A 24550-nucleotide genomic window follows, 5' to 3' on the forward strand; every position below is an offset into this window, starting at 1 on the left:
GACTCCGTTGCCCGGGGCTTTTCTCCCAACCTATGCCGTGCAACGCAGGTCACATAGGGGCAACAGGACAAGAACACACCGTGCCGCCTGTGCAGACGCCCAAATGGCCACCCCTATAGTTACCCCATGCCGATTTTCCTTTCCGACCTCCTGGCCGCTCCCGGGCTGGACCTGATCCAGCACGGCACCGCTGAGGTTGCCGCCGCTCCCCTGCAATGGGTGGCCGTCACCGAACTTGAGGATCCGTTTCCCTTCCTCGGCGGCGGCGAGGTGGTCCTGACCACGGGACTTCGGCAGCGCACCGGGGCGGTGCAGCGCAGCTTCGTGGAGAGCGTGCACCGGGCGGGGGCACTGGCCATCGGCTTCGGCACCGGCCTGAGCCATGCAAAGGTGCCGGCCGCCCTGATCGATGCCGCCAACCGGCAGGGCCTGCCCGTGTTCGAAGTGCCTTATCAAACTCCGTTTGTGGCCCTGGGCAAGATGGTGGCTGATGCGCTGTCTGCGGACCACGTCACCCAGCTCCGGGAACTGCTGGCCGCCCACCAGTCCCTGGCCGGAGCACTGCTGGGCGGCAAGGGCCTGCCGGGACTGCTGCAGGAACTCGCCGGCCTGCTGGGCAACCACGTGTCCCTGCACCAGTACGGTGCACGGGTGTTCGCGACCGGCTCCGATGCCGGCGACTCCGCGTCCAGGCACCGCGTTCCCATCGCCACCGGGCTGCGGGACCGCTGCGCCCTGGTGATCACCGAACCCTACCGGCGCCCCGACATCGTGGCCTACGCACAAAGCCTGATCAGCGTGGAGCTGAGCAACCAGGCCCGCCGCCGCGCCCGCGACCGGGCAGTGACCGGGCAGCTGCTTACCGACGTCGTGGCCGGGCGGCTGGCCGGAAACGACGCCGCGCTCCGTCTCCAGGGCGCCGGGATCTCCATGGCCAGGCGGCACCTGACCTTTCTGGTGGAGGTGGCTTCAGGCCAGGTGCGTTCGCTGCCCACGCTGCCGCTGCCCGCAGAGTTCGACGGCGCCGCCACCGCCGTCGTCGACGGCCGGCTTGCCGTGGTGGTTCCGGAGGGAGCCCGCACCGACCTGGCCGGCATACTGCGTGATTATCTCTACGGCAGCGGGCTGACGGCGAAAATTGGCGTGGGCGGTTCCTATGCGGAGAGCGCCGGACTGCGCTGGAGCTATTTTGAGGCCAAGGAGTCCCTGCAGCGCGGACAAAGCATCAACGAACCCGAGCGGCTGAGCCTCACCTCACTGCTGATGTCCGGCACCGACGTTCCGCTGGCAGATCTGGCCGCTGAGGCGCTGGACCCCTTGACGGATTTCGACGCCGCCCATGATGCGAAGCTGCTGGAAACACTGGAGCAGTATTTGGCCCTGAACGGATCGGTGGCTGCAGTAGCCGATGAGCTGGGCCTGCACCGGAACACCGTGCGCTACCGCCTGGGGCAGATCACCGAGCTGACCGGCTACGATCCGGCAGCGACCGCGGACCGCGTGCATTTGTTCCTGGCGCTGAACGTCCGCAGGCTCGGCCTCGGCGCGGTGTGAGTGTAGAGATGACGCCGCACCGGCTCATCGAGCGTAGAGATGGCGCCGCATTGAGGCGCTGAAAAGAGTATCGCCTCGACACTCGGGGGGCGCAGGGGCATTATCTCGACATTCGGTGCGGTGTGAGCCTGCGAAAAACCTCGTTGCCCGTTACCGCCCGGTAACCATATTCTGGAGGGATGACCAACAGCGTGCAGCCGGCCCGAACCATCCGCTGGCAGGGCGAGGATGACTCCGCACGCCAGGACACCGCAGCGGTCTCCTTCCGCTCCCGGGAACTCGCTGCCAGCGGCACGTCCACCACCGGCGAGTATTCGGCGTCATGGTCGCTGTCCACCTCTCCGGGCTGGGTAACCACCCGCTTCTCCATCCGGGTGGAGGGGCAGGGCTGGTCCAGGTCGCTGGAACTGACCCGCTCCGGTGACGGCAAGTGGTCCTCCGAGACTCAGGAATCCGGCGACGCGGGTCTGCCCGCCCCGGGAATCGAGGATCCCGGCGCCTTGGACAACGCCCAGGATGTGGACCTGGCCCTGTGCCCCCTGACCAACACCATGCCCGTTCTTCGCCTGGACCTGCTGACTGCCTCCGCCCCGGCCGATGACACGAAGCTCACCGCAGCGCGGGTGGAAATGCCCAGCCTGCGGGTCCTGCCCAGCGATCAGGTGTATTCGCAGGTTTCCGCCTATGACCGGGACCGGGGCTACGGCGTGGTGCTCTTCAGTTCCACCTCCCACGGCTTCACCGCGGAGCTGACCGCGGACGCCGACGGAGTTGTCATTGACTACCCCGGGCTCGCCCGCCGCATGCACTGACCCGGCCGCCGGGTGCACCGGGCTGCCTCCGCCCGCGGCTAGGATTGAAGTACACCACCCGCAATTTTGGAGACCCCATTGAGCCAAATGTTCCTGGACAAATTCAAAGCACTGGTCCCCAAGTATCTTGAGGACGACTGGCGCGAAGAAGAAGACGGCATCCCCGCAGACATCCTGAATGAGATGCTGGACGCCCACGACTTCCCCATTCCCCTGGTGCTGCGGGAGTTCTACCTTGCCCTGGGCAACAGCGAAGACCTCATGGAGGCGTACCACTTCTTCTGGGATCCGGACGAGCTGGAAATCGAAGACGGTTACCTGCTCTTCCTGGAAGACGAGGACGAGAAGTTCGCGTGGGGCTTCCGTGTGGACCAGCTGGATGTCCCGGACCCGATCGTCTGGCGCCGCAACAACGCCCGCGGTGACTGGCAGAGCGAAGAGGGCACCTTCAGCGAATACGTCTTTGACATGTTCGAGTGGGTCTTCGAGGAAGATCCCAACTAAGCCCTGCCCCGGAAGGAACCTGAATGCAGCAGCACGGCACCGTTAATGATGTGTGGCCCAGCCACGCGCCGGAAAACTACCAGTGTCCGTTCTGTGACATGGCATCCGGGGATTTCACCTCCCCCGGGAACCTCTGCGAACCCGGGGACCTGGTGTATTCCGATGAGCTGGTGCTGGCGTTCATCGCTTCGCACGGCTTTGATCCGGAGCCGGGCCACGTCCTGGTGACGCCGCGGGAGCACTTTGAGCTGCTCTATGAACTGCCCGACGACGTCGCTGCCCGCATCATGCTCGTCACCCGGGACATGGCGGTGGCCATCAAAAAGGCCTGGCGGCCCGACGGCGTGACGACCCGGCAGCACAACGAGCCGGCGGGCAGCCAGCATGTGTGGCATTACCACCAGCATGTGCTGCCCCGCTGGACCGATGACGGACTGTATTTCACGCCGAAGCGGCCCATCGTGCCGCCGGCCGTCCGGGCCCGCAAGGCCGCCGAACTTCGCGCCGTGCTATCGGGCGGACCGACCCGGCATTGATGCTGCGCCGCGAGTATTACCCCCCGGCCCTACGGCCGTGACCGGTCAGTCTCGGGTTCACGGTCCCGGCTCCAGGCATGGGAGTAAAGGCCAAGCGCGGCTTCCTCCTGGGGAGTAATGCCAAACCGGTTGATCAATTTTCGGCTTTGATAAAGGGTCAGGAACTCCGCGCTGCGGCTGATGCGGGCCTTATCCGCCTGGTACAGGTAAGAATCCACGGCGCGGCTCCAGCGCTTACGCCAGGTGTCAACGGACGGCTCGGCAGCGATGGCGGACATGATATTGAGTGCGGGAACGATCTGTGCAGCCGTCCGCAATGTCAGGGCTTGGCGTGCGCGTTCTGCCTGGGGGCCAAAAGACTCCGTGCAGCTGCGCAGATGCCTCGTCCAATAGTAGTCCCAGCTAAGCGCCCGGCGATCCGGCCACAGTGCCGACCGGGGTCCGCGCATCATGGCATAAGCCGTGTCGTGGAGAAGCAGGGCCGCGAACGCCGAGCGGGTGCCGGCCGCGGCAAAACGGCCCAGTGCCCAAGCCGCGAGGTCCGAGGAGAGTTCCGCCGCTTCGCTGGTGAGCGCAATACCCTTGATGCCTCCGAAGGAAGCCATGACTGCCTCGATGTGCGGCGTGGCTGGCCCGCCCTGGGGTGGCGGGTATTCGCCGCGGTGTTTCTCGAAAAGATCCAGCTCCCCCAGCTGGGGCGAGCACTGGAGCGCGAGAGCCTGTGCAAAGCGCTTCAGGCGGCCCGCGATCTCGCCCCGGAGCAAAAAATGCACCTGCACGCTCGGTTCCCTGGCATCCAGATGCCGTAAGTAGAAACTCCGCTCGGCCCCCCACAATCTGGCCTGGGCAATCAGCGGCGTGACCACGTGCCTGACGACGCCGTCACACGCCTCCGGACGCGCCGGCTGCACCGTCAGCACCCACCAGCCCGTCACCTCGGCCTTCTGCGGCAAGGACCTGGCCGGCACCGCCCCGGCCTGCTGAACTTCACGGCCCGTGGACACAACTTGACTCATGCTCTCCCCCTGGAATCTACTACGACGTAGTGGTTCACAGCCTTGCAGAGACCCGGAAAGTGCCTTCTGACCTGCAGGAAAATATAGTAAGTATGCTTATAGGGCTTGCCGGGGGCGGCCGCGCCCGTTAAAATCCGCTCCTAGACGTCCCGCTCCACCACGGCCACGGCAAAGCTGGCCAGTGCCTGCTTGACCACGGTGTCCGGCAGCGGCTGCAGTGCGGCGACGGCTTCGTCGGACCACTGCCGGGCTACGGCCCAGGCCTCGGCCGTGGCCGGGTTGCCGCGCAGCGCGCGCACGGCGGCGGCCAGTGCGGCATCCGAGCTCAGGTCCCCGTCCACCAGTTCCAGGACGGCGGCCGCGTCGGCGTCCCCCGCAGCGGCGTTGCGGCGCAGGAGCAGCACCGGCAGGGTGGGCACGCCTTCCCGAAGGTCGGTGCCCGGGGTCTTTCCGGATTTGGCCTCGAGGCCGGTGACGTCAATGACGTCGTCGGCCAGCTGGAACGCGGTGCCCACCTTCTCGCCGTACTCCACCATGACGTTGATGGCCCGGCGGTCTGCGCCGGAGAAGAGCGAGCCGAACTCTCCGGCGGCCGCAATCAGCGACGCTGTTTTGCCGGAGATGACGGACAGGTAGTGTTCCAGCGGATCCTGGCCTTCACGCGGTCCCACCGTTTCATGCAGCTGGCCCATGCAGAGCCGTTCAAAGGTGCGTGCCTGAATGCCCAGGGCTTCGCCGCCGAGCTCGGACACCAGCGAGGAGGCACGGGCAAAAATCAGGTCTCCGGTCAGCACCGCCACCGAGTTTCCCCACACCTCGTGGGCGGTGGGCGCACCGCGGCGCATCGGCGCCGAGTCCATGACGTCGTCGTGGTAGAGCGTGGCCAGATGCGTCAGTTCGACGACGACGGCGGCCTGGATGACGGCGTCGTTCACCGGCTCGGGACCCAGGTGGGCGGCCAGCAGCGCCAGCAGCGGGCGGATCCGCTTGCCGCCGGCCTGGGCCAGGTGGCGCGAGGTCGCATCGGCAAAAGGATCGGCGTTGGCGATCGCTTCCAGGAGCCGGGTTTCCACCAGTTCCAGGGATGCGGCAATGGAAGGGCCCAGCTGGGGGTCTTCGGCAATCAGCGCAAATCCTGCCGGCAGGGCGGGCGAGGCATCGTCAGCGGCAATGTCCGGGCTGGTGTTCGAGGATTCAGTCACGGTGTGAACTAACTTTTCGTCGGAGCGGGTTGGACTGCGGGCGGGAGGGCCCGTCTTGGTTCGAGGCTGCCGGGACAAGTGCTTCCAGCACGGCAATAACTCTATCCTCCAAACCCTTGTCATTGCGGTCCGTGAGGTTGGCCAGCATCCGCACCACAAACTTCATCAGCACGGGAAGGGGCATTCCGGTGCGCAGGGCAAGCTTCATGATGGCCGGTTTGCCGATCAATCCGGCGAAGATCCGGCCCAGGGTGAAGTGGCTTCCCCACTCTGCGCGGATGTGGTCCGCGTAGCCGGAAAGCCGGTAGTCGAAGGCTGCCTGGGCGGACAGGATTCCCGGAGTGCGTGCCTCGGCTTCGGCGGCCACAATGAAGTCCGCCGCGAACCGTGCGGATTCCATGGCATAGGAGATGCCCTCGCCGTTGAACGGGCTGACCATGCCGCCGGCGTCGCCAAGCAGCAGCAGGCCCGGAGAGTAGTGCGGGGTGCGGTTGAAGCCCATCGGCAGCGCCGCGCCGCGGATCTCCCCCACCTGGTTTTCCGGCGTGAAGCCCCACTCGGCAGGCATGCCGTCAGTCCAGTCGCGCAGGACCTTGCGGTAGTCCAGCTTGCCGAATTCCTTGGAGGAGTTCAGGATGCCCAGGCCCACGTTGGACGTGCCGTCTCCCACGCCGAACACCCAGCCGTAGCCGGGCAGGGGGTTTCCGGCGGCGTCGGGCAGTTCCAGCCAGCCTTCCATCCAGTCATCGTTGGTGCGCGGGCTCTGGAAGTACGTGCGCACGGCAACGCCGAGGGGCCGGTCGTCGCGCTTTTCGATGCCGAGGCTCAGCGCCGTGCGGCTGGAGTTGCCGTCCGCCGCCAGCACCACGTCGGCAAAGAACTCACGGGTTTCCCCGGTGCGCCGGCCGGCGTCGTCGAGCACGTTGGCCACCACTCCGGTGACCCGGCCGTCGTCGCCGCGAAGGGCGGACGTCACCGAATGGCGCTCCAGGATGAGCGCGCCGGCGTCCTGGGCATGGCGGGCCAGAGCCTCGTCAAAGCCCAGGCGGGTGCGGATCAACCCGTAATCGGGGAAATTGGAGAGCACCGGCCAGGGCAGTTCAACGGTCCGGCCCGCAGCAATCAGGCGCAGGCCCTTGTTGCGGCGCCAGCCCTCGGACTCCTCATGAGGCAGGCCCAGGAGCTGGATTTCGCGGACGGCGCGGGGCGTCAGTCCGTCGCCGCACACCTTTTCCCGCGGAAAGGCGGTCTTTTCCAGGACCGTGACGTCCACGCCCGCACGGGCAAGGTAGTAAGCAGCGGTGGAACCGGCTGGGCCGGCTCCAACAATGAGGACCTTCACTTAGCTGGCTGTCCTACCCGGCTTCACGGCACGGTGGATAGCCACAATGCCGCCGGTGAGGTTCCGGTAAGCCACGTCGTCCCAGCCGGTTTCCGAGATCCAGGCAGCCAGTCCGTCCTGGTTGGGCCAGGCACGGATGGACTCGGCGAGGTAAACATAGGCATCCGGATTGGAGGCCACCTTGCGGGCGATGGCGGGAAGGGCCCGCATCAGGTATTCCGTGTAGACGGTGCGGAAGACGGGCACGGTGGGCGAAGAGAACTCGGCGATGACCAGGCGCCCGCCGGGCTTGGTGACCCTCAGCATTTCCGCGAGCGCCTTCTTGGGCTCGTTCACATTGCGCAGGCCGAAGGAAATGGTGGAGGCGTCGAAGGAGTTGTCCTCGAACGGCAGGTTGGTGGCATCACCGGCAACAAAGTCAATGTCGGGACGGCGGCGCTTGCCCACCTTGAGCATGCCCAGGGAGAAGTCGCAGGCCACCACATCAATGCCGGCATCCGCGTACGGTTCACTCGATGTGCCGGTCCCGGCGGCCAGGTCAAGCACCCGCTGACCGGGCTGGGCACCCACGGCATCCACCACCAGGCGGCGCCAGCGGCGGGTCTGTCCCATGGACAGCACGTCATTAACGATGTCGTATTTCGGTGCCACGTCATCAAACATGGCAGCGACTTCATCCGGGCGTTTTTCCAACGATGCGCGCTTCACTCGATCATTGTCTCAAAGAATGTCCTAGGGACCGAACGCGCGCCGTGTCTTTCACCTCACGGGCAGGAGCCTCATCCCCCGCAGCGGCGCCGAAAGCACGCCCGGGCATACCGCCGCGAGGAGTAGGCTGGAGTCATTATGACCACCCTGCGTTCCCTGACCGTGCCCCTTGGTGAATTGTCCGCCACAATCGGGCTGCTGGAGTATCTGGTCCTCAATGACCAGCTTGCCTGGATACGCAGCGGTGAGGGGCTGGTGGGCTTCGGCGAAACGGCCCGCTTCACCGCCAGCGGACCCGAGCGGTTTGCCGATGCACAGCAGTGGTGGCTGAAGCTTGCTTCCGACGCCGAGATCGATGATCCGCTGTCCGTCCCCGGCAGCGGGCTGGCAGCCTTCGGTTCCTTCGGTTTTTCCAAGCGCTCCCCCTTTGAATCCCGGCTGATCGTGCCGGAGATCGTGGTCGGCTCCCGGGACGGCGTCGCCTGGATTACCCAGACCACTGCGGATCCCGACGCCAAGCTGAGCCCGGCGTCCGCGCAGGCAGCCCTCGCCCTGCATCTGGATGCCCTCCCTCCAGCCCGTGAACCGGACACCCGTGACCGCCTTCTGCCCGGCATCCTCAGCGAAGCCGAGTGGAAGAACGCCGTCACCCGCTCGGTGGCGCACATCAGTGCCGGGGACCTCAGCAAGATTGTGCTGGCCCGTGACATTGTGGCCTCCCTCGCCTCCCCGGTGTCCGCGGCACAGGTTCTGCGGGAGCTGGCCCTGCGTTACAGCAGCTGCTGGACCTATTCCGTGGACGGGTTGATTGGTTCCACGCCGGAGATGCTGATCAAGGTGGAGAACGGCGTTGCCCGCGCCCGGGTGCTGGCCGGAACATTGGACCGCGCCACTGCCCCCGCTGACGACCCCGAGTATCCGCAGCGGGTGCTGGTCGGCTCCGACAAGCAGCGCCACGAACACCAGATTGCCATTGATTCACTCACCCGCCAGCTGCTGCCCTTCACTTCCTCCATGACCTCGCACAGCGAACCCTTTGTCCTGGAATTGCCCAATGTGTGGCATCTGGCCTCGGACGTCACCGCCGAGCTGGCTCCCGGGTCCGACGGCGGGATCCCCACTTCACTCGCACTGGTAGAGGCGCTGCATCCCACTGCGGCGGTGTGCGGTTTCCCCACGAGTGTGGCCGGCGAGCTGATCAGCGAGCTTGAACACATGGACCGCGGACCGTACGCGGGACCCGTGGGCTGGATGGACGCGGCGGGCAACGGAGAATGGGGCATTGCGCTGCGCGGCGCCGTGATCGAAGATCCCCATACCGTGCGTCTTTATGCAGGCTGCGGCATCGTCGCTGGCTCCAACCCGGCCGCGGAGCTGGCTGAGACCTGGAGCAAGTTCCGCCCCATGCTGGAAGCCCTCGACCTGGACCGCGTCCGCCCGGCTCCCAGACCCTAGACCTTATGAGGCACCCTTGACGGTGTGACGAAGGTTGTGTATGGACATCGCCTCGGAGTGCGTATAATTGAGTGAGCGTGCATAACTATGCATCGCCCATCAAGGCAGCTGCATCGGCTCACCGGAGCCGGTCCCGTCCTTCCGATCTGAGGTTCTAACTCCCATGCAGTTCAAAGCTCGCACCGCACTGTCGGCCGTTCTGGCCCTCGCCGCCCTCACCGCAACCGCCTGCGGCGGCGGCGGCACAGCGGAAACAGAATCCGGGGCGCCCCTGGTCAACGAGGGCACACTGACGGTGTGCTCCAATGTCCCGTTCGAGCCCTTCGAATATGTTGGCGAAGACGGCGAATACACCGGTTTCGACATGGATCTCAGCCGCGAGATTGCCGCCGGCATGGGCCTGGAAATGGAAGTCCAGAACGCCAGCTTCGACGGCCTGCAGAGCGGGACCGTCCTGGCCGCCAACCAGTGTGACATCATTGCCGCCGCCCTCACCATCACCGAAGACCGCGCGGCAAACCTGGCCTTCTCGGACCCCTACTACGACTCCCTGCAGTCGCTGCTCGTTCCCGCCGATTCGACGGCCGCCTCCCTGGAAGACATGTCCGGCAAGAAGATCGGCATCCAGCAGGGCACCACCGGGGAAACCTACGCCCGCGACAACGCCCCGGACAGCGCCGAGGTCCTCGCGTTCCAGACCGACGGCGAGCTGTTCCAGGCACTGCAGGCCGGCACCATTGACGGCGTCCTCCAGGACCTGCCCGTCAACCTCGACCACACCGACGGCGGAAAGTTCAGCATCGCGGGAACCTACCCCACCGGAGAGTCCTACGGACTGGCCGCCAAAAAGGACGGCAGCGAGGAATTGATCAAGGAAATCAACGCCCAGCTGGCCGAGATGCGCAGCAACGGAAAGTACCAGGAAATCTACGACGAGTACTTCACCGAATAAATACCTGCCTCGGCTGGACGGGGCACGGCGCGCGGCAATATTCATCTCAATGAAATATGACGTGCGTAGAATCTAGATTGCTTTCATCTGTTTATGAAGGGGCAATCGCCACTGGCTCCGTCCACGAAAAGGTTGTAGATCCATGCTGAACAAAGCACGCAGAACCGCGCTCACCGCTGTAGCCCTGAGCGCCCTGGCACTGACCGCCTGCGGCGGTGACGATTCAACGGCCGAGGGCGCGGGTGATTCCGGGCTTGGACTGGTATCCGAAGGCACCCTGACGGTGTGCTCCGAGATTCCTTTTGAGCCTTTCGAATATGAAGAAAACGGCGAATACACCGGCTTCGACATCGATTTGATGAAGGCGATCGGCGCCGGCATGGATCTGGATGTGGAAATCCAGCAGCAGGGATTTGAAGCCATCCAGAGCGGCACGGCGGTGAACGCAGGAATGTGTGACATCAGCGCCAGCGCCATCACCATCACGGAGGAGCGTGCCCAGAACATCGAATTCACCGATTCCTATTTTGATTCGGTGCAGACTCTTCTGGTTCCGGCTGGCTCCGACATCAAGGGAATTGATGACCTGGCAGGCAAGACGGTAGGCGTACAGCAGTCCACCACCGGCGCGGATTATGCCAAGGAAAACACCAAGGACGCCGAGATCATCGAATACCCCGGCGACGGCGAGATGTTCCAGGCCATCAAGGCCGGCAGCATTGACGTGATCCTGCAGGACATCGCTGTCAATGCGAACCACACCAAGGACGGTGCCTTCGATATTGTCGAGGAGTACCCGACCGACGAGTCCTACGGCTTTGCAGCCAAGAAGGGCAACACCGAACTGGTCGAAAAGATCAACACCCAGCTGACCGAGTTGCGCGACAACGGCAAGTACACCGAAATCTACGACTCGTATTTCGCTGACTAAGCACTGACAAAGCACTGAACGTTCCGCCGTCCCGGATAAGTTACCATCCGGGACGGCGCCTCATACATCTTCCCCGGAAGGCTCCATCTTGAAACCGTCCACCCGCAGACTCCTCTTCCGGGGAGTCCTGTATGCCGTCTTCATCCTGGTCATCGCTGCCATCGTCCTCCTCGCGGACTGGAAAGCCATCGGAGTGAACTTCTTTGATCCCGAGGTGGCCAAGAAGGCCTTCCCGACGATCATCACCGTGGCTGCGAAGAACACGATCATCTACACCGCCATAGCCTTTGCCGGCGGATTGGCACTGGGCCTCATCCTGGCCCTGATGAAGCTCTCTCCAGTGGCGCCCTACCGCTGGGCCGCCACTGCCTACATTGAAATCTTCCGCGGCCTTCCGGCCCTGCTGGTGATCTTTGCGTTTGCCTTTGCGGTGCCGATTGCCTTCTCCTGGCGTCCGCCGGGCGGCAACGCCGGTGCCGGCCTGATCGCCCTGATCGTGGTCTCGGCAGCCTATATCGCCGAAACCATCCGAGCCGGCATCCAGGCTGTTCCCGCAGGCCAGATCGAAGCCGCCCGTTCCCTGGGCATGGGTCCGGCCTGGACCATGGTGTCGGTGACCCTGCCGCAGGCCTTCCGCATCATCACCCCGCCGCTGACCAACGAACTGGTCATCCTGATCAAGGACACTTCGCTGCTGTTCATCGCCGGCATGGCGCTGGGCGACCGGGAACTCACAACCTTTGCCCGCGATGCAGTCTCGCAGAACGCCAACGCCACTCCGCTGGTGCTGGCCGCCCTGATGTACCTGATCATTACGCTGCCGCTGACACAGCTCGTGGCACGGCTTGAACGACACAACCAGAGAGGCCGGTGAAGGTCATGAGCACTGAAGCAACCAGCTCCCCCGCAGCCGCCAGCAACGCGGTGCCCGCCATCCAGGTGCGGGACCTGCACAAGACTTTCGGTTCCAACGAGGTGCTCAAGGGCATCGACTTCCATGTGGACCAGGGTGAAGTGGTCTGCGTAATCGGCCCGTCCGGTTCCGGCAAGTCCACTTTGCTGCGCTGCGTCAACCGCCTTGAGGAACCCACCAGCGGCACCATCCTGGTGGAAGGCGTGGACATCACCGACCCCGAGACCGACCTGGACAAGGTCCGCACCCGGATCGGCATTGTGTTCCAGCAGTTCAACCTCTTCCCGCACCTGAATGTGCTGAAGAACCTCACCCTGGCCCAGCGCCGGGCCAAGAAGCGCGGCAAGGCCGAGGCGGAGGAAATCGCCCGCAGGAACCTGGCCAAGGTGGGCCTGGCGGACCGCGGCGATGCCTTCCCCGCCCAGCTCTCCGGCGGACAGCAGCAGCGCGTGGCCATTGCCCGGGCGCTGTCCATGGATCCGGACATGATGCTTTTTGACGAGCCGACGTCCGCCTTGGACCCCGAGTTGGTGGGCGACGTCCTCGCCGTCATGCGCCAGCTGGCCGAAGAAGGAATGACGATGATGGTGGTGACCCACGAGATCGGCTTTGCCCGCGAGGTGGGCGACCGCGTGGTCTTCATGGACGGCGGTGTTGTCGTGGAGCAGGGAACCCCCGGCGAAGTGCTGGATAACCCGCAGCACCCGCGCACCCGCGAGTTCCTCTCCAAGGTGCTCTAGCGCTTTCTTCCGTAACAAACAGCAGCCCTCCCGCACTTGTGCGGGAGGGCTGCTGTTTGTCTTTCGAGGCCGGCCGGATCAGGCCAGCACGGCGTTCACTGCGTCTTTGACCCGTGCATGCAGGTCCCGCAGCGCGCTGCGCTGCACCGGAACCTCGATGATGGACCGGCCGGACACCGGGGCGTCCAGGGCAGCGTCGAGCTCATCGACGCTGTGCACCAGCCGGTGCGGAACGCCGTAGCCGGCCGCCAATCCGGCCAGGTTGGCGGTGTGCGGGGTGCCGAAGAAGCGCTCGACGGCGGCTCCGTATTCTTCGCGCTCCCCCAGTTCCCCGTGCTCCAGCAGGGAGAAAATACCGCCGCCGGAGTCGTTGAGCACCACAATCTGCAGGTCCGGTTCCGGTTCGCCGGTGCCCAGCAGCAGGGCGCCGGCGTCGTGCAGGAAGGTCAGGTCCCCCAGCAGCAGCCGGGTGGGAATGCCGTTGGCCAGGGCAATGCCGGTGGCGGTGGAGATGGTGCCGTCAATCCCGGCCAGCCCGCGGTTGGCGTAGACGTCCAGCGGATGCCAGTCCGGGGCTGCCACCAGGTCCATGTCCCGGATGGTGTTGGAGGAGCCGAGCACGAGGTTCCCGTCCGCATGGTCCCAGACCAGATCCGCCACGTGCAGGCCGGTGAGTTCGTGTTCCGCCTCGAGCAGGGCGGACACCGCGGCCATGGCAGCCGCCGACGCGTCCTGCCAGCGCCGCAGCCACCCCGGCGCTCCGGCGCCGGCGAAATCAAAGAGCCCGGCCAGGTCCGGGATGACGGTTTCAGGCCGGCGGCCCGGCGTGAACCAGTTGACCGGGCGCGGAACATACAGGGCTTTTTCGACGTCGCGGCGGGCCAGCAGTGCGGCCACCGGCCGGGAGAGGGTGGGCCGGCCGAAGACGACCACCCGTTCAACCTCCGGGCCGAGCTCTTCCAGCAGCAGCCGGTACGCGCCGATCGCGTTCGGGCCGAAACGGGCATTGGAAGAGGGCTCTGCCAGCAGCGGCAGACCCGCCCGCTGGGCAAACAGTGCCGCAATCTCTCCCGCGCCGTCGCCGGCCACCACCACGGTTCGGTGCGCATCGGAGCGGTTCAGCACTGATGCTTCCCGACCGGTGGCGGCGGGCTCGGAGGGCGGCGCAGCGGCCGCACCGCCGTCGTCGTCCGCTGCAGGCAGCTCCCCCTCATCCCCTGCCTGCGGAATCAGCGGGTCGCGGAACTGCAGGTTGATGTGGATCGGTCCGGCGGGAGATTCCGCACCCGCCCGGGCAAAGGCAGCGGCAATGGCGCCGGCAGGGTCCTCCCCCGCCCGGACGTCAGCGGCCGAAGCGGGGAACTGCGCGAAAATACCGGGCTGGACGGTGGTCTGGTTGGCACCGGTGCCGTGCAGTTCAGCGGGCCGGTCGGCGGAAAGCACCACCAGGGGAACACCGGAGTGGTGAGCCTCCATCACGGCCGGAACCAGTTCTCCCACTGCCGTTCCGGAGGTGGTGGCGACGGCGGCGGGGCGGTGCCCGCCCCGGGCCAGGCCGAGGGCGGTGAAACCGGCGACGCGTTCATCGATCCGCACATGGACCCGGACCCGCCCCTGCACTTCGGCCTCCGCCAGCGCGTAGGCCAGCGGCGCACTGCGGGAGCCGGGGGCGACGACGACGTCGGTCACCCCGGCGGCCGTCAGCGCGGATACCGCCGAGCGGGCGGCCTGCAGCGAGCTGAGGTTGGTTGCCGCCTTCGGTTCAGTGCTGCGGGCGGATGGGGTCAGGCTGGGGGACTTCGAGGATCCGGTCACTCTTCCATCCTAGGGTTTGGGGGCGGCGGTGTACCGACGGATGTCCACTGCACCCGTGCCGAGCAGCCTCAATTCTGGAGGATTCGAATGTCCGGAAAAACCCTTGCAGTCCGGTTCGTTAACTCTTGCCGGTGGATAAGCTGGTCCGCTATTTGACGTTCTATGCCTTAGAAAAAACATCCCCCTTTGGGCAAGAAGCCCTCGCCAGGGTACACACCGGGTTACAGGAGCCAAAGATGAACAGAGGCGCCTTTTCCGGGTCTTTAAGTTCCGACACATTCTGACGGTGACTCAATCGGATAGGAAACGGACCAAGGCTTGATAATGTGAACAAAATTGTATCTGAGAGGTAAATGTGGCGCGTCGGGGATTCTTAGCGGAAATGCAACACCAAGCCAAGTTGGCTGAGCAGCGCCAACGCGCCGCGGCTCGGGAGCAGGCGGCAGTATCGCGGCGCGCCGAGCAGGCAAGAAAAGCTGAACAAAGGGCGGCGCTCACCTTACAACGTGCCTCAGAGGCCGACCGCAAGCGACTGGAGAAGGAAGCTGTTGAGGCGCGCATCGCCGCGCGACAGGCTGAAGTCGAACAGCTCAATGCTGAACTCGCTGCCAGATACGATGAGGTCGACAGCCTTCTTGAGGCCACCCTGAATGTGGACGACTACGTTGATCTCAACAGCTTGCGGCGGACCGTCGAACACCCGCCTTTTGTGAGCAGGCTCGAAGCTCCCATTCCTGCACCTGAACCGATAGATGACCCTCCCGTACCGGTATTGCAGGCGGTTGCCGCGCCAACCGGATTGTTCGGACGAAAAAAGAAACTGGCTGAAGCGCAGGGACAAGCCCAGAGCGCCTTCGCGGATGCATACTCTTCCTGGGAGCGCGAGATGGAGCAACTCCCGGGGAGGCGCCGACAGTTGGCCGCCAGACATGCTGCGCTTGAACAAGAAAGACAACGAGGCCTCGCTGCAGCACGGACGCGCTACGAGGCCGAGTGCGTAGCACGCGAGGAAGAAGTCGCTCAGCACAACGCCTCCCTAGATCAGCTAATTACAGACCTCAGCTACGGCGTGGTGGAAGCAGTTCAGGAATACGTCGGAATCGTGCTTGCGAATTCCGTATACCCCGGGGACTTTACGGCCGAACACGAGGCGCAGTTCATACCGGAGAGCGCTGAGCTTGCACTGCGCGTCCTCATCCCTAGTCCGAGTCTGATACCGACGGTCAAGGCATACAAATATGTCAAAACTAGCGACGAAATAACGGCTACAGCACTCTCACAGAAGGATGCGAAAGACCGGTATACCAGCATCGTTCATCAGGTCGCATTGCGTACCCTGCACGAGGTCTTCGAAGCCGATCGGCGCGAGCTTATTCAGAGCATCTCATTGGAAGTTGGAACGCAAACGATCAACCCGGCTACAGGTAAGGAAACCTATATTCCTTTCGCTGCGGTAGGCACCTCCCGCGAAGCGTTCGCTGAAATTGATTTGTCAGCTGTAATCCCGTCGGCGACGTTGGAACACCTTGGTGCCGCGCTCTCGAAGAACCCCCTAGGGCTGGTCCCGGCCAGTGGCTCAGGAGTCCGACGCGCCTAATGTCTACCGACGAATCCTTGGTGTTCAATCCGCCGCCTGGATGGCCGCGACCACCGTCGTCTTGGCGGCCTCCCGTCGGTTGGAAGCCCGATCCCGCGTGGCCAGCGCCTCCTGAAGGCTGGCAACTCTGGTTGCCTGCCCAAGGCTCCAACAATCGGGTTGACACTGGCCCGCTGTTGGCACCTACTCCTCCGCCCGATCCAGCCGAGCAGTCAGTGACTTTTGGCCGCATGACGTTTCTAGAAGCAGAAAATGCACTGCTGAGGCAGCGCCTGGCGGAAGCCACCGCCGCCTCAGGCTCCTACGTTGAACTCGATGATGCCCGGGTGCTTCAAGAAGTCGGCATATACAGATACCACCACCCCTTGGAAAACGCTGAGGCCTTTCGCGACCGCCTGCGCGATATTGAGGCCCGGATCGCTGACCTAGTGGGGCAGGGAAAGGCGATCATAAAGTCGAATCTCTTTACTTTCGACAATTCTCTCGCCAAAGGTCGGCGGATGACTGATGATCTAGCCAAACTTATGCTCCGCGCCTATAACGCCGAAGCGGACAACAGCATCAGATCCTTAAAACTCGGTAATGTCCTCACTGCCAAGCGGCGCATCGATGCCTCTCGGCTAGCGATCGCCAAACTTGGCGCTCTGATGGAAATGCACATCAGCGACGACTTTCACGCACTGCGAATCGAAGAAATCGAGCTCACCTCCGATTGGCTGATGAAGAAGCAGGAGGAGAAGGAAGCGGAGCGAGAAGAGCGCGCTCGCCTACGTGAGGAACGCCGGGTAGAACGTGAACTTGCCGATGAGCGCGCCCAGCTAGACAAGGAACGCAGCCATCTCCTAAACACACTGAACGCGCTCCGTGCGTCGGGTCAATCGGATCCCGGTTTGGAACTGCGGCTTGAGGCCATTGACCAAGCTATTACCCAGAATGATTTCCGAACTGCAAACATCCGCGCGGGCTACATCTACGTAATTTCTAATCGGGGCGCGTTCGGTGAGGACGTCGTCAAGATCGGCCTAACCCGGCGTCTTGAACCAACTGACCGCGTCGCAGAACTCAGCGGAGCATCGGTTCCGTTTCGCTTCGACATCCACACCCTGTTCTTCTCCGAGGATGCAGTAACACTCGAAAATGAACTCCACAAACACTTCGCAGCAAGAGCACTCAATCAGGCAAATCCTCGCAAGGAGTTCTTCTTCGCAACCCCCGCCGAAGTCCGTGAAGTGCTGCAGGACAAGGTCGGAAACCTGTTGGAGTTCAACGAAGGAGCGGCGGCCACAGAATACCTCCAATCTATAAACCTGTGGCCGGACCGCCCACTTCATGGGACAACTGCTGAGACTCGTCCCTAGGCAACCTCGTTGACCTAAATACGTTCTGCTCGCTGATTGCGGCAATCAGCGACCGGGATAGTCCGGCATCGCCTGGTGGTTGCTCCTCGGTAAACCCTGGATGTCCGTCCCCGTGAAGCGTGCCTCAGTACGCCCGAACCCGCTGCTCGACAACCAGGTGGATGAGCGCAAAGGCCTTGTCCTCATCAATGGCTCGAAGCGCAGCCTCCACAGCGGCGGGAACATCGGCGTCGTGTTCCACCTTGATGCCGAACCCACCAAAGGCCTGGGCCATGAGTGCGAACTCGGGGTTTTTCAGCTGAGTGCCCGAGATCCGGTTCGGATAATGGCGTTCCTGGTGGGTGCGGATGGTGCCATATTCCTGGTTGTCCATCACGATCACCAGCGGGGTTGCCCCGTATTGGGCGGCAGTGGCCAGTTCCTGGCCGTTCATCAGGAATTCGCCGTCGCCGGCGATGGTCACGACGCGCCGGCCAGGGTACGTCAGCGACGCTGCGACCGCCGACGGAACGGAGTAGCCCATGGAACCGTTGCGGGCGCTGACCATGGAGGCGTAACTCCTGGTGGGGAAATAGCGGTGGGCCCAGTTGGTGTGCTCACCTGCGCCCAGGGTGATCATGGCGTCGTTCGGCAGCGTCGGCACCAGATGGGCCATCAGGGTATCCATCCGGGCCTGACCCGTCCCGGGAGCGGCCGGCGGCAGGGCGGAGAAGGTCTCCTGTTCGCGGCGCATGCGGGAGGTCCATGCCTTCCACTCATCCCTGACCGGCAAATCCATCAGCACCAGGTCACGGACAAAGACGTCCGGCTTGGCGACGATTTGGTAGGAAACAGGTCCGGACCGGCCCCGCATGGAGGGGTCAATCGTGACGAGGAAGTTCTTGTTGGTCCAGTCCTGGCGCACCAGGAAACCGTCAGTGATCACATCGCCGGGCACGGTGCCGACGAAGACCAGCAGATCGGTCTCTTCCAACAGGTCATAGGTCGGCTTCGGCCGGCCGTACCCGATCGGGCCCACGTATGAGGGTGAGTCGAACGGCACCGTGCCTTCGCACCGCCACTCGGCGGCGGCCGGGAGGTGGTGTTCCTCCAGCCACCGGGTGAGGGCGTCCGCTCCTTCCTGCGTCCAGTCGTTGCCACCGGTGACAAACAGCGGTTTGTCGGCTTCCCTCAAGGCGGCTTTCAGGGCTTTCCAGTCCGTCACGGTCATGCCGCCCGGGGCAACGGGAATCGGCGGATGCAGCACTGCGCTGATCTCCTGCCGGATGATGTCCTCCGGAAGCCCGACGACGACGGGGCCCGGACGGCCGCTCATGGCGGCGAAGATCGCTTCGGCCACAATTTCGGACGCCCGTTCCGCGTGGTCCAGCACCATCACGCGCTTGGCTCCGGTGCCGAACCAGGCCTTGATGTCGAATTCCTGAAATGCTTCGCGGTCCCGGTGCTCAAACGGGATCAGGCCCACAAAGAGCACCATGGGAGTGGAATCCTGCCAGGCGGTGTGCAGGCCAACGTGCGCGTTGGCAGCGCCCGGCCCGCGGGTGACCATGGCGATGCCCGGCAGCTGCTGCATCTTGCCCGCGGCCTCGGCCATGTAGGCTGCCCCGCCCTCGTGCCGGCACACGACGGTTTCAATCGACGAATGATGCAGCCCGTCCAGCACATCGAGGAAACTCTCGCCGGGCACCACGTAGGCTCGCTCCACTCCGTGGGCCGCCAGCGAATCAACAATTACATGGCCTGCCGACTTGGTGGTCCGGGAGGCGGTTGCAGCCATCGAGGGATCAGGCACGCGGGAAAGGGAGGATGCCTGAGGCAGCACTGACGTCATTGTCATCTAGTCGCTTTCGTTGCTCGGATACATCGGTTTATGCCGCCATGTTGTCGACGGCTGGTGTTGTCCCTTGTCGCAGCACATATGGCGGGGGCCAGGGTGGGATCATCGTAACTGCCGCGCCGGCAGCGCGGGGAAGTGTGCCGATGGCCGGGATCACAGGCTGTGCGTCAGGGCGCCCGAACGATCCGGCGCCGCACGGCTGCTTAACGAGCAGAAGCGGGAACTCTGCGGTTCCCGCTTCTGCTTCCCGCCGACTCTGCCGCTAGTCGGTGACGCCGGCCTTCGCCTTATCCGGCTGTTCCTGCTCCGGATCATGCACGGCGTCCGGATGCTGCATGCCGTCCGTGTACCACTCGGTCAGCGCCGGGTCGTCGCTCTCAAAACCGGCACCGGCACCCTCTTCCTCCGGCACGTGGGCGGCGCCGAACACAAAGTCGTCGCCGTGTTCGTCAATGCCGCGGCGCACGCCGCCCTTGATGGCCTCCAGGGCGTAACGGCGGCGGATCATGAGCGGATCATTCCGAAGGTCCTTGCCCCAGGAGATCATGACGCCAATCAGGATGACCACAAACGGCAGAGCGAACGTGACCATGATGGATTGAAGCCCGGACAGGGCATTGCGTCCGCCGGCCAGCAGCAGGAACATGGCGATCAGTCCCAGGGCTGCACACCAGACAATGGTGACCGGCTTTGACGGCACGGCCCGGCCGGACTGGGACATTGACCCCATGACGTTGCCGGCGGAATCGGCCGCGGTGACGAAGAAAACGAGGATGGCCAGCAGGCCGATGACGCTGGTCACCGAGCTGAAGGGGAGGTTGCCCAGCAGGTCGAACATGACGTTCTCCCCTGATCCTTCAACTTCCATGTCCTCGCCGTTCATGTTCATCCAGATGGCGGTGCCGCCGAAGACCGTGAACCAGACAACAGAGATGGCCGAGGGGACAAAGATCACCACGGTGACGAACTGCCGCAGGGTACGGCCCTTGGAAATCTTGGCAATGAACATGCCCACGAACGGCGACCAGGAAATCCACCAGGCCCAGTACAGGGTGGTCCAGGCCGTCAGGTATTCCTCTTCCACTTCACCCTGGCTTGCGGAGACCGACAGCATGTCCGTCATGTTTCCGGCAAACGAGATGAGCGAGGACGGCAGCAGGTCCAGCAGGAAGAACGTTGGTCCGGCCACGAGGACAAAAACAGCAAGCAAAATCACCAGCGCCATGTTGGTGTTGGACATCAGCCGGATGCCCTTTTTGATGCCGGCCACGGCGGAGATGGTGAAAACAACAGTGAGGAGGCAGATGGCTACGACGACGAAGCCGTTGCCCAGTTCCTGGCCCGTGATGATCGAGGTTCCGGTCCGGATCTGGAGCGCGCCGATGCCCAGCGAGGTTGCCGTGCCGAAGAGGGTGACCAGAACGGCCATGATGTCGATGGCCTTGCCCAGGACGCGGTTGTTGCCGTTCGGGAAGACGGGTTCAAAGAGCGAAGAGATCAGCGGCAGCCGCCCGCGGCGGAACGCGGCGTAGGCCAGCGCGCCGCCCACCAGGGCGTAAATGCACCAGGCAAGGGTGGCCTGGTGCAGGAAGGAATCCGTCATGGCCGGAAGGACGGCGTCGGAGCTGCCCGCCTCGGCGTCGGTGGACGGCGGCGGGGACAGGAAGTGGCTCAGCGGTTCCATCGGCCCGTAGAAGATGAGTCCGATGCCCAGGCCGGCGGCGAACAGCATGGAGATCCACGAAGTTGTGGAGTACTCCGGGGTGCTGTCGTCCGCGCCGAGGCGAATGTTGCCGGTGGGGCTGTAGCCGACCACCAGCATGAACAGCACGATCGCAACCACTGTGGCGTTGAACAGCCAGCCGAAGTGGGTTACCACCCAGCCCTGCATTGAGGTGCCCACCAGGTTGAGGTTGTCCGGGGCCAGGATCGCCCAGGCAAGGACCGCCGCCGTTACGGCCAGCGCGATGACGAACACGCTGCGCCGGGTCGGAAAGCTGGCCCCGGTGTCCTCGACACTGATGCCGGGGACCAACCCGGGGTGAATGCCGAAGGAGGGTTCAGAGGCGGCGTGGCGCAGCGCTTTTTTCATTCGGTCAACGGGCCGTCCGGCGGGCCTGCGTTCCGCAGCACCGGAACCGGATGACCTGTCAGTGCCGCCGGACAACTGGCTTGGCCGTGTTGGGTCAGAATTCATAACGTACGACAATAGCGCATGCATTGCAATTCATAACAATTCCGGTGAATTCCATGGCGTCATTTAGTAATAGAACAATCCCCGCCATAGCAGTCAATTCGCGGTAATACTAATTACTTTCCTGCAAGGATGGGTGCCATACTTTCACGCATATAATCCGCGATCTCGCTTTGGGTGACGGCAACATCAAGCACGAAGAGCCCCTCGGCCCCGGCAGCGAGCCATTCCTTGAGCACCTGAAGGTCCGCAAGGGAATGCATTTTCACACCCTGGGCACCCAGGGACCGGCCCAGGGCGCTAAAGTCCACCTCCGGAATTTGCATTGCCGTATCGTCGAGGCCCCGTGCCGCGTACTGGTGGATTTCCGCACCGTACGCCGCATCATTGAAGATCACCATCACTCCGCTCGGAATGGCCCGGACGGCTGACTCAAGGTCCGCCAGCGCCATCAGGGCGCCGCCGTCGCCGGCGATCAGCACCGTGGTGCGGTCCGGGCGGGCCGCTGCCGCCCCTACGGCAGCGGGGATTCCCAAACCTATGGACTGGAAAGCCGTGCCCACCATCATGAGGCCCTGCGGGTCGGGCGCCTGGCAATACATGGGAATCCAGCCGCAGAAATGCCCGCCGTCCTGAACGATGGTGCGCTCGGCGGGCAGCAGGGCATCAAGCTGCTGCGCCACGGCACGGGGGTTCAGCCGCCCGTCTGCTGCAAATTCATCCGCCGGCTGGTCGTGTGCAAAGGACTCGGTGCATACCTCCGGGTGCTGGCTCCGCCAGCCTCCGTCCACCGCGGAGACCGCAGCTGTGAGGGCCGAAGCCAGTTCCCGGGTGTCCGCCTGCACAAAGCGGGTGACCCGTTCGTGGGTGGCCTCATTGAGTTCATCAACCTGGATAATCTCGGCATCGTCCGCAAAGAGGGACCCGTATCGCGTCTGGAAGGCGTTGAGGCTGGCCCCCAGAACAAGAATGAGGTCGGCCGACCGCATGAGGTGCAGCGGTCCGCTCCGCGCAAACCCTCCGGCGATGCCCAGGTCCCAGGGCGTGTCCAGGCTGTTGCGGGCCATGACGGAGGTGGCAAAGAGCGCACCGATTTTATCGCCCAGTTCTACGATCGCCGCCCCTGCCCCGGAGATTACGGAGCCGTTGCCGGCCAGGATCATCGGCCGGCGGGACCGGTTCAGCAGCGAGGCAAGCTGTTCGACGACGGCGGCGTCCGGCACCGCACGCTCACCCGGTTCCTGCGGTGCAGCCGGCTCCTGGGTTTCCGCAACCGCATTGGAGAGATCGTAGGGAATGGACAGGATGACCGGACGCCGTTCAGTGCGTGCCGTCGTGAAGGCCTCCTCGGTCAGGCGCGCGGCATTGCGTGCGGTGACGGTGAGGGTCTGGACGCCCAGCCCGCGGGCGACCATCAGCTGGTCAATGTCCCATGGCCGGGGGCCGGAGGTCGGGGCCTCGCCGATCACCAGGACCAGGGGGGTGCGGGCCTTGGCCGCCTCGGTGAGTGCGGTCAGGGAGTTGGTGAAGCCGGCGCCGTAGGTCACGGTGGCCGCTGCAATTTTGCCCGACGCCCGGTAATAGGCGTCAGCCATGGCCACGGTTCCGGCTTCATGCCGGGCGCTGATGTACGGCAGGCCCCGGGCCGTGAGGTTGGCCGTGAAAAACGCGTTGCCGTTGCCCATCAGGCCAAAAAGCACCTCGGTGTGCCGCATGCACACTTCAGCGACGACGTCGGATACGTTCAGATGTTCTGTCATGTCAGGTCCTTGGCGGGTTAGGGCAGGGGCGCCAGCAGCGCGGTTGCCTGCCGGGCCACCGCCAGGATCCTGTTGTTGGCTTCCGTATCACCAATGGTGATGCGGATGCCTTCGCCGGGAAACGCGCGGATGGAAAGGGCATTGTGCTCAAAGAGTTCGGCCAGCGTGCCGGTGCGGTCCCCGCTCTGGAGCCAGAGGAAATTCGCTTCCGAAGGCAGGACAGGCAGTCCGGCTTCCAACAGGGCGGCGTACACCCGCCCGCGTTCCGAAACAAGCGTGTCAATCCGCTCTTGGAGCTCATCTTCGGCCCGCAGCGATGCCAGCCCGGCTTCCTGGGCCAGCGCCGTGACACCAAACGGCACGGCAACCTTGCGCAGTGCAGTGACCAGGCCCGGTGCGGCGACGGCATACCCCAGGCGCAGCCCGGCCAGCCCGTAGGCCTTGGAAAAAGTGTGGAGCACGGCAACATTGGAATACTTGCGGAACATATCGATTCCAACGGCGGTGTCCTCCGCACGGTTGAAGTGGAGATAGGCCTCATCCAGCACCACAAGAGTGCTGGAGGGAACAGCCTGGAGGAAGGATTCCACGGCGTCGGCGCTGAGCACGTTGCCCGTGGGGTTGTTCGGATTGCAGACAAAGATCACCCTGGTTTTCGGAGTGACCGCGGCAGCCATGGCTGCCAGGTCATGGCTGCCGTCCGGAGCCAGCGGTATGGGCTGCGGGGTGGCTCCGGCTGCCGTCACCAAAAGCGGATAGGCCTCAAAGGACCGCCAGGCGAACATCACCTGGTCGCCCGGATTGGTTGCCGCGTGGATGATCTGGCTGGCGACTTCAACGGATCCGGTGCCAAGGGCTATGTTCTCCGGCTCCACCGCCCACCGAGCCGCAAGGGCGCCGGTGAGTTCTTCCGCGGCGATCTCCGGGTAGAGGTTGATGCCGGATACGGCCCGGGTCACGGCCTGCACAACGGAGGGAAGCGGCGGATAGGGATTTTCATTTGAGGAGAGCTTGAAAGCCTTCAAACCGCCGACATCCGCGGGGGTCTTTCCCTGACGGTAGGACGGGAAGTTCTCGAGCCCGGCACGGTGCGGGATGTTCATGGTTCTCCTCATGGGCCGGAGCTGAAGGGTAGACGCAGCGCCAGCGCGCTCCCCGATGAGGGTAGAGAAGGGCTGTTCCATAAACAAGCTGCCTAGGTAGCACCGAACAATCTGCCAGTCGCGGGAACCCTTTACCTCTGCTTTTATGTACAAATTGTCTAGCTTGTCCCGGCAAAGTTGCTCATGGCCCCATTAGTGATTAGCGTCACCCCGGGACTGCC

20 protein-coding genes are annotated in these 24550 nt (G+C 64.1%); 11 read left to right on the plus strand and 9 right to left on the minus strand.

What is annotated here, in order from left to right; genetic code table 11:
- The first annotated feature begins 126 nt into the window (after positions 1–126).
- From AC4D2Q_RS02580 to AC4D2Q_RS02595, 4 genes are all read left to right on the plus strand, one after another.
- Positions 127–1554: a PucR family transcriptional regulator gene (locus AC4D2Q_RS02580; RefSeq protein ID WP_490944695.1), complete on the plus strand. Its 1428-nt coding sequence runs from the start codon at positions 127–129 to the stop codon at positions 1552–1554.
- 179 nt (positions 1555–1733) lie between these two features.
- On the plus strand, positions 1734–2366 hold the full coding sequence (locus AC4D2Q_RS02585) for a putative glycolipid-binding domain-containing protein (protein ID WP_490944697.1): 633 nt from the start codon (positions 1734–1736) through the stop codon (positions 2364–2366).
- A 78-nt stretch (positions 2367–2444) separates the two neighbouring features.
- On the plus strand, positions 2445–2870 hold the full coding sequence (locus tag AC4D2Q_RS02590; protein ID WP_354178213.1) for a hypothetical protein: 426 nt from the start codon (positions 2445–2447) through the stop codon (positions 2868–2870).
- A 23-nt stretch (positions 2871–2893) separates the two neighbouring features.
- On the plus strand, positions 2894–3406 hold the full coding sequence (locus AC4D2Q_RS02595; RefSeq protein WP_490926363.1) for an HIT family protein: 513 nt from the start codon (positions 2894–2896) through the stop codon (positions 3404–3406).
- A gap of 29 nt (positions 3407–3435) precedes the next feature.
- On the opposite strand, the gene AC4D2Q_RS02600 is transcribed toward AC4D2Q_RS02595, so the two are convergent.
- From AC4D2Q_RS02600 to AC4D2Q_RS02615, 4 genes are all read right to left on the minus strand, one after another.
- Entirely contained in the window at positions 3436–4422 is a 987-nt protein-coding gene (locus AC4D2Q_RS02600; protein WP_490944699.1) for a lantibiotic dehydratase C-terminal domain-containing protein, read from the minus strand.
- A gap of 140 nt (positions 4423–4562) precedes the next feature.
- Complete coding sequence (locus tag AC4D2Q_RS02605) at positions 4563–5624, minus strand: polyprenyl synthetase family protein (RefSeq protein ID WP_490926361.1); 1062 nt, start codon at positions 5622–5624, stop codon at positions 4563–4565.
- The gene (locus tag AC4D2Q_RS02610; RefSeq protein ID WP_490944701.1) at positions 5617–6966 is read right to left on the minus strand and encodes a geranylgeranyl reductase family protein; all 1350 of its coding nucleotides are present in this window, start codon (positions 6964–6966) and stop codon (positions 5617–5619) included. The genes AC4D2Q_RS02605 and AC4D2Q_RS02610 overlap by 8 nt, the downstream gene beginning before the upstream one ends.
- A complete protein-coding gene (locus AC4D2Q_RS02615; protein WP_490926359.1) occupies positions 6967–7674 on the minus strand; it encodes a demethylmenaquinone methyltransferase in 708 nt (235 codons plus the stop codon).
- 138 nt (positions 7675–7812) lie between these two features.
- Here AC4D2Q_RS02615 and AC4D2Q_RS02620 point away from each other — a divergent pair, with 138 nt between their 5' ends.
- The 5 genes from AC4D2Q_RS02620 (at position 7813) to AC4D2Q_RS02640 (ending at position 12665) form a co-directional block, all read left to right on the plus strand.
- The gene (locus tag AC4D2Q_RS02620; protein WP_490944703.1) at positions 7813–9129 is read left to right on the plus strand and encodes an isochorismate synthase; all 1317 of its coding nucleotides are present in this window, start codon (positions 7813–7815) and stop codon (positions 9127–9129) included.
- Between the two features lie 163 nt (positions 9130–9292).
- Positions 9293–10081: a basic amino acid ABC transporter substrate-binding protein gene (locus tag AC4D2Q_RS02625; protein WP_490944705.1), complete on the plus strand. Its 789-nt coding sequence runs from the start codon at positions 9293–9295 to the stop codon at positions 10079–10081.
- A gap of 142 nt (positions 10082–10223) precedes the next feature.
- Positions 10224–11012 (plus strand): transporter substrate-binding domain-containing protein, encoded by a 789-nt coding sequence (locus tag AC4D2Q_RS02630; protein ID WP_490926356.1) that lies wholly within the window; start codon positions 10224–10226, stop codon positions 11010–11012.
- An 88-nt stretch (positions 11013–11100) separates the two neighbouring features.
- On the plus strand, positions 11101–11886 hold the full coding sequence (locus AC4D2Q_RS02635) for an amino acid ABC transporter permease (protein WP_490926355.1): 786 nt from the start codon (positions 11101–11103) through the stop codon (positions 11884–11886).
- 5 nt (positions 11887–11891) lie between these two features.
- On the plus strand, positions 11892–12665 hold the full coding sequence (locus tag AC4D2Q_RS02640; protein WP_490944707.1) for an amino acid ABC transporter ATP-binding protein: 774 nt from the start codon (positions 11892–11894) through the stop codon (positions 12663–12665).
- A 78-nt stretch (positions 12666–12743) separates the two neighbouring features.
- Here the strand turns inward: AC4D2Q_RS02640 and menD are convergent, their stop codons facing one another.
- Positions 12744–14480, minus strand: a complete 1737-nt coding sequence (gene menD, locus AC4D2Q_RS02645) for a 2-succinyl-5-enolpyruvyl-6-hydroxy-3-cyclohexene-1-carboxylic-acid synthase (RefSeq protein WP_490944709.1) — start codon at positions 14478–14480, stop codon at positions 12744–12746.
- A gap of 400 nt (positions 14481–14880) precedes the next feature.
- Between menD and AC4D2Q_RS02650 the strand changes: the two genes are divergently transcribed.
- A complete protein-coding gene (locus tag AC4D2Q_RS02650) occupies positions 14881–16077 on the plus strand; it encodes a hypothetical protein (RefSeq protein WP_490944711.1) in 1197 nt (398 codons plus the stop codon).
- Complete coding sequence (locus tag AC4D2Q_RS02655; RefSeq protein ID WP_490944713.1) at positions 16077–17435, plus strand: SNIPE associated domain-containing protein; 1359 nt, start codon at positions 16077–16079, stop codon at positions 17433–17435. The genes AC4D2Q_RS02650 and AC4D2Q_RS02655 overlap by 1 nt, the downstream gene beginning before the upstream one ends.
- Before the next feature lie 124 nt (positions 17436–17559).
- On the opposite strand, the gene AC4D2Q_RS02660 is transcribed toward AC4D2Q_RS02655, so the two are convergent.
- From AC4D2Q_RS02660 to hisC, 4 genes are all read right to left on the minus strand, one after another.
- A complete protein-coding gene (locus AC4D2Q_RS02660) occupies positions 17560–19212 on the minus strand; it encodes a thiamine pyrophosphate-dependent enzyme (RefSeq protein ID WP_490945695.1) in 1653 nt (550 codons plus the stop codon).
- Positions 19213–19534: 322 nt separating this feature from the next.
- Positions 19535–21364: a BCCT family transporter gene (locus tag AC4D2Q_RS02665; RefSeq protein WP_490944715.1), complete on the minus strand. Its 1830-nt coding sequence runs from the start codon at positions 21362–21364 to the stop codon at positions 19535–19537.
- A 218-nt stretch (positions 21365–21582) separates the two neighbouring features.
- Positions 21583–23226 carry a thiamine pyrophosphate-binding protein gene (locus AC4D2Q_RS02670; RefSeq protein WP_490944717.1) on the minus strand — a complete coding sequence of 548 codons (1644 nt, stop codon included), beginning with the start codon at positions 23224–23226 and terminating at the stop codon, positions 21583–21585.
- 17 nt (positions 23227–23243) lie between these two features.
- Entirely contained in the window at positions 23244–24329 is a 1086-nt protein-coding gene (hisC, locus tag AC4D2Q_RS02675) for a histidinol-phosphate transaminase (RefSeq protein WP_490944719.1), read from the minus strand.
- Positions 24330–24550 lie beyond the last annotated feature (221 nt).

The sequence above is a fragment of the Arthrobacter sp. TJ-178 genome (assembly GCF_058269275.1).

Coding starts and splice junctions, on each gene's coding strand:
- AC4D2Q_RS02580 (WP_490944695.1), top strand. CDS start 127: ATGCCGATTTTCCTTTCCGACCTCCTGGCCGCTCCCGGGCTGGACCTG.
- AC4D2Q_RS02585 (WP_490944697.1), top strand. CDS start 1,734: ATGACCAACAGCGTGCAGCCGGCCCGAACCATCCGCTGGCAGGGCGAG.
- AC4D2Q_RS02595 (WP_490926363.1), top strand. CDS start 2,894: ATGCAGCAGCACGGCACCGTTAATGATGTGTGGCCCAGCCACGCGCCG.
- AC4D2Q_RS02600 (WP_490944699.1), bottom strand. CDS start 4,422: ATGAGTCAAGTTGTGTCCACGGGCCGTGAAGTTCAGCAGGCCGGGGCG.
- AC4D2Q_RS02620 (WP_490944703.1), top strand. CDS start 7,813: ATGACCACCCTGCGTTCCCTGACCGTGCCCCTTGGTGAATTGTCCGCC.
- AC4D2Q_RS02625 (WP_490944705.1), top strand. CDS start 9,293: ATGCAGTTCAAAGCTCGCACCGCACTGTCGGCCGTTCTGGCCCTCGCC.
- AC4D2Q_RS02630 (WP_490926356.1), top strand. CDS start 10,224: ATGCTGAACAAAGCACGCAGAACCGCGCTCACCGCTGTAGCCCTGAGC.
- AC4D2Q_RS02640 (WP_490944707.1), top strand. CDS start 11,892: ATGAGCACTGAAGCAACCAGCTCCCCCGCAGCCGCCAGCAACGCGGTG.
- AC4D2Q_RS02655 (WP_490944713.1), top strand. CDS start 16,077: ATGTCTACCGACGAATCCTTGGTGTTCAATCCGCCGCCTGGATGGCCG.
- AC4D2Q_RS02660 (WP_490945695.1), bottom strand. CDS start 19,212: ATGGCTGCAACCGCCTCCCGGACCACCAAGTCGGCAGGCCATGTAATT.
- AC4D2Q_RS02665 (WP_490944715.1), bottom strand. CDS start 21,364: ATGAAAAAAGCGCTGCGCCACGCCGCCTCTGAACCCTCCTTCGGCATT.
- AC4D2Q_RS02670 (WP_490944717.1), bottom strand. CDS start 23,226: ATGACAGAACATCTGAACGTATCCGACGTCGTCGCTGAAGTGTGCATG.
- hisC (WP_490944719.1), bottom strand. CDS start 24,329: ATGAACATCCCGCACCGTGCCGGGCTCGAGAACTTCCCGTCCTACCGT.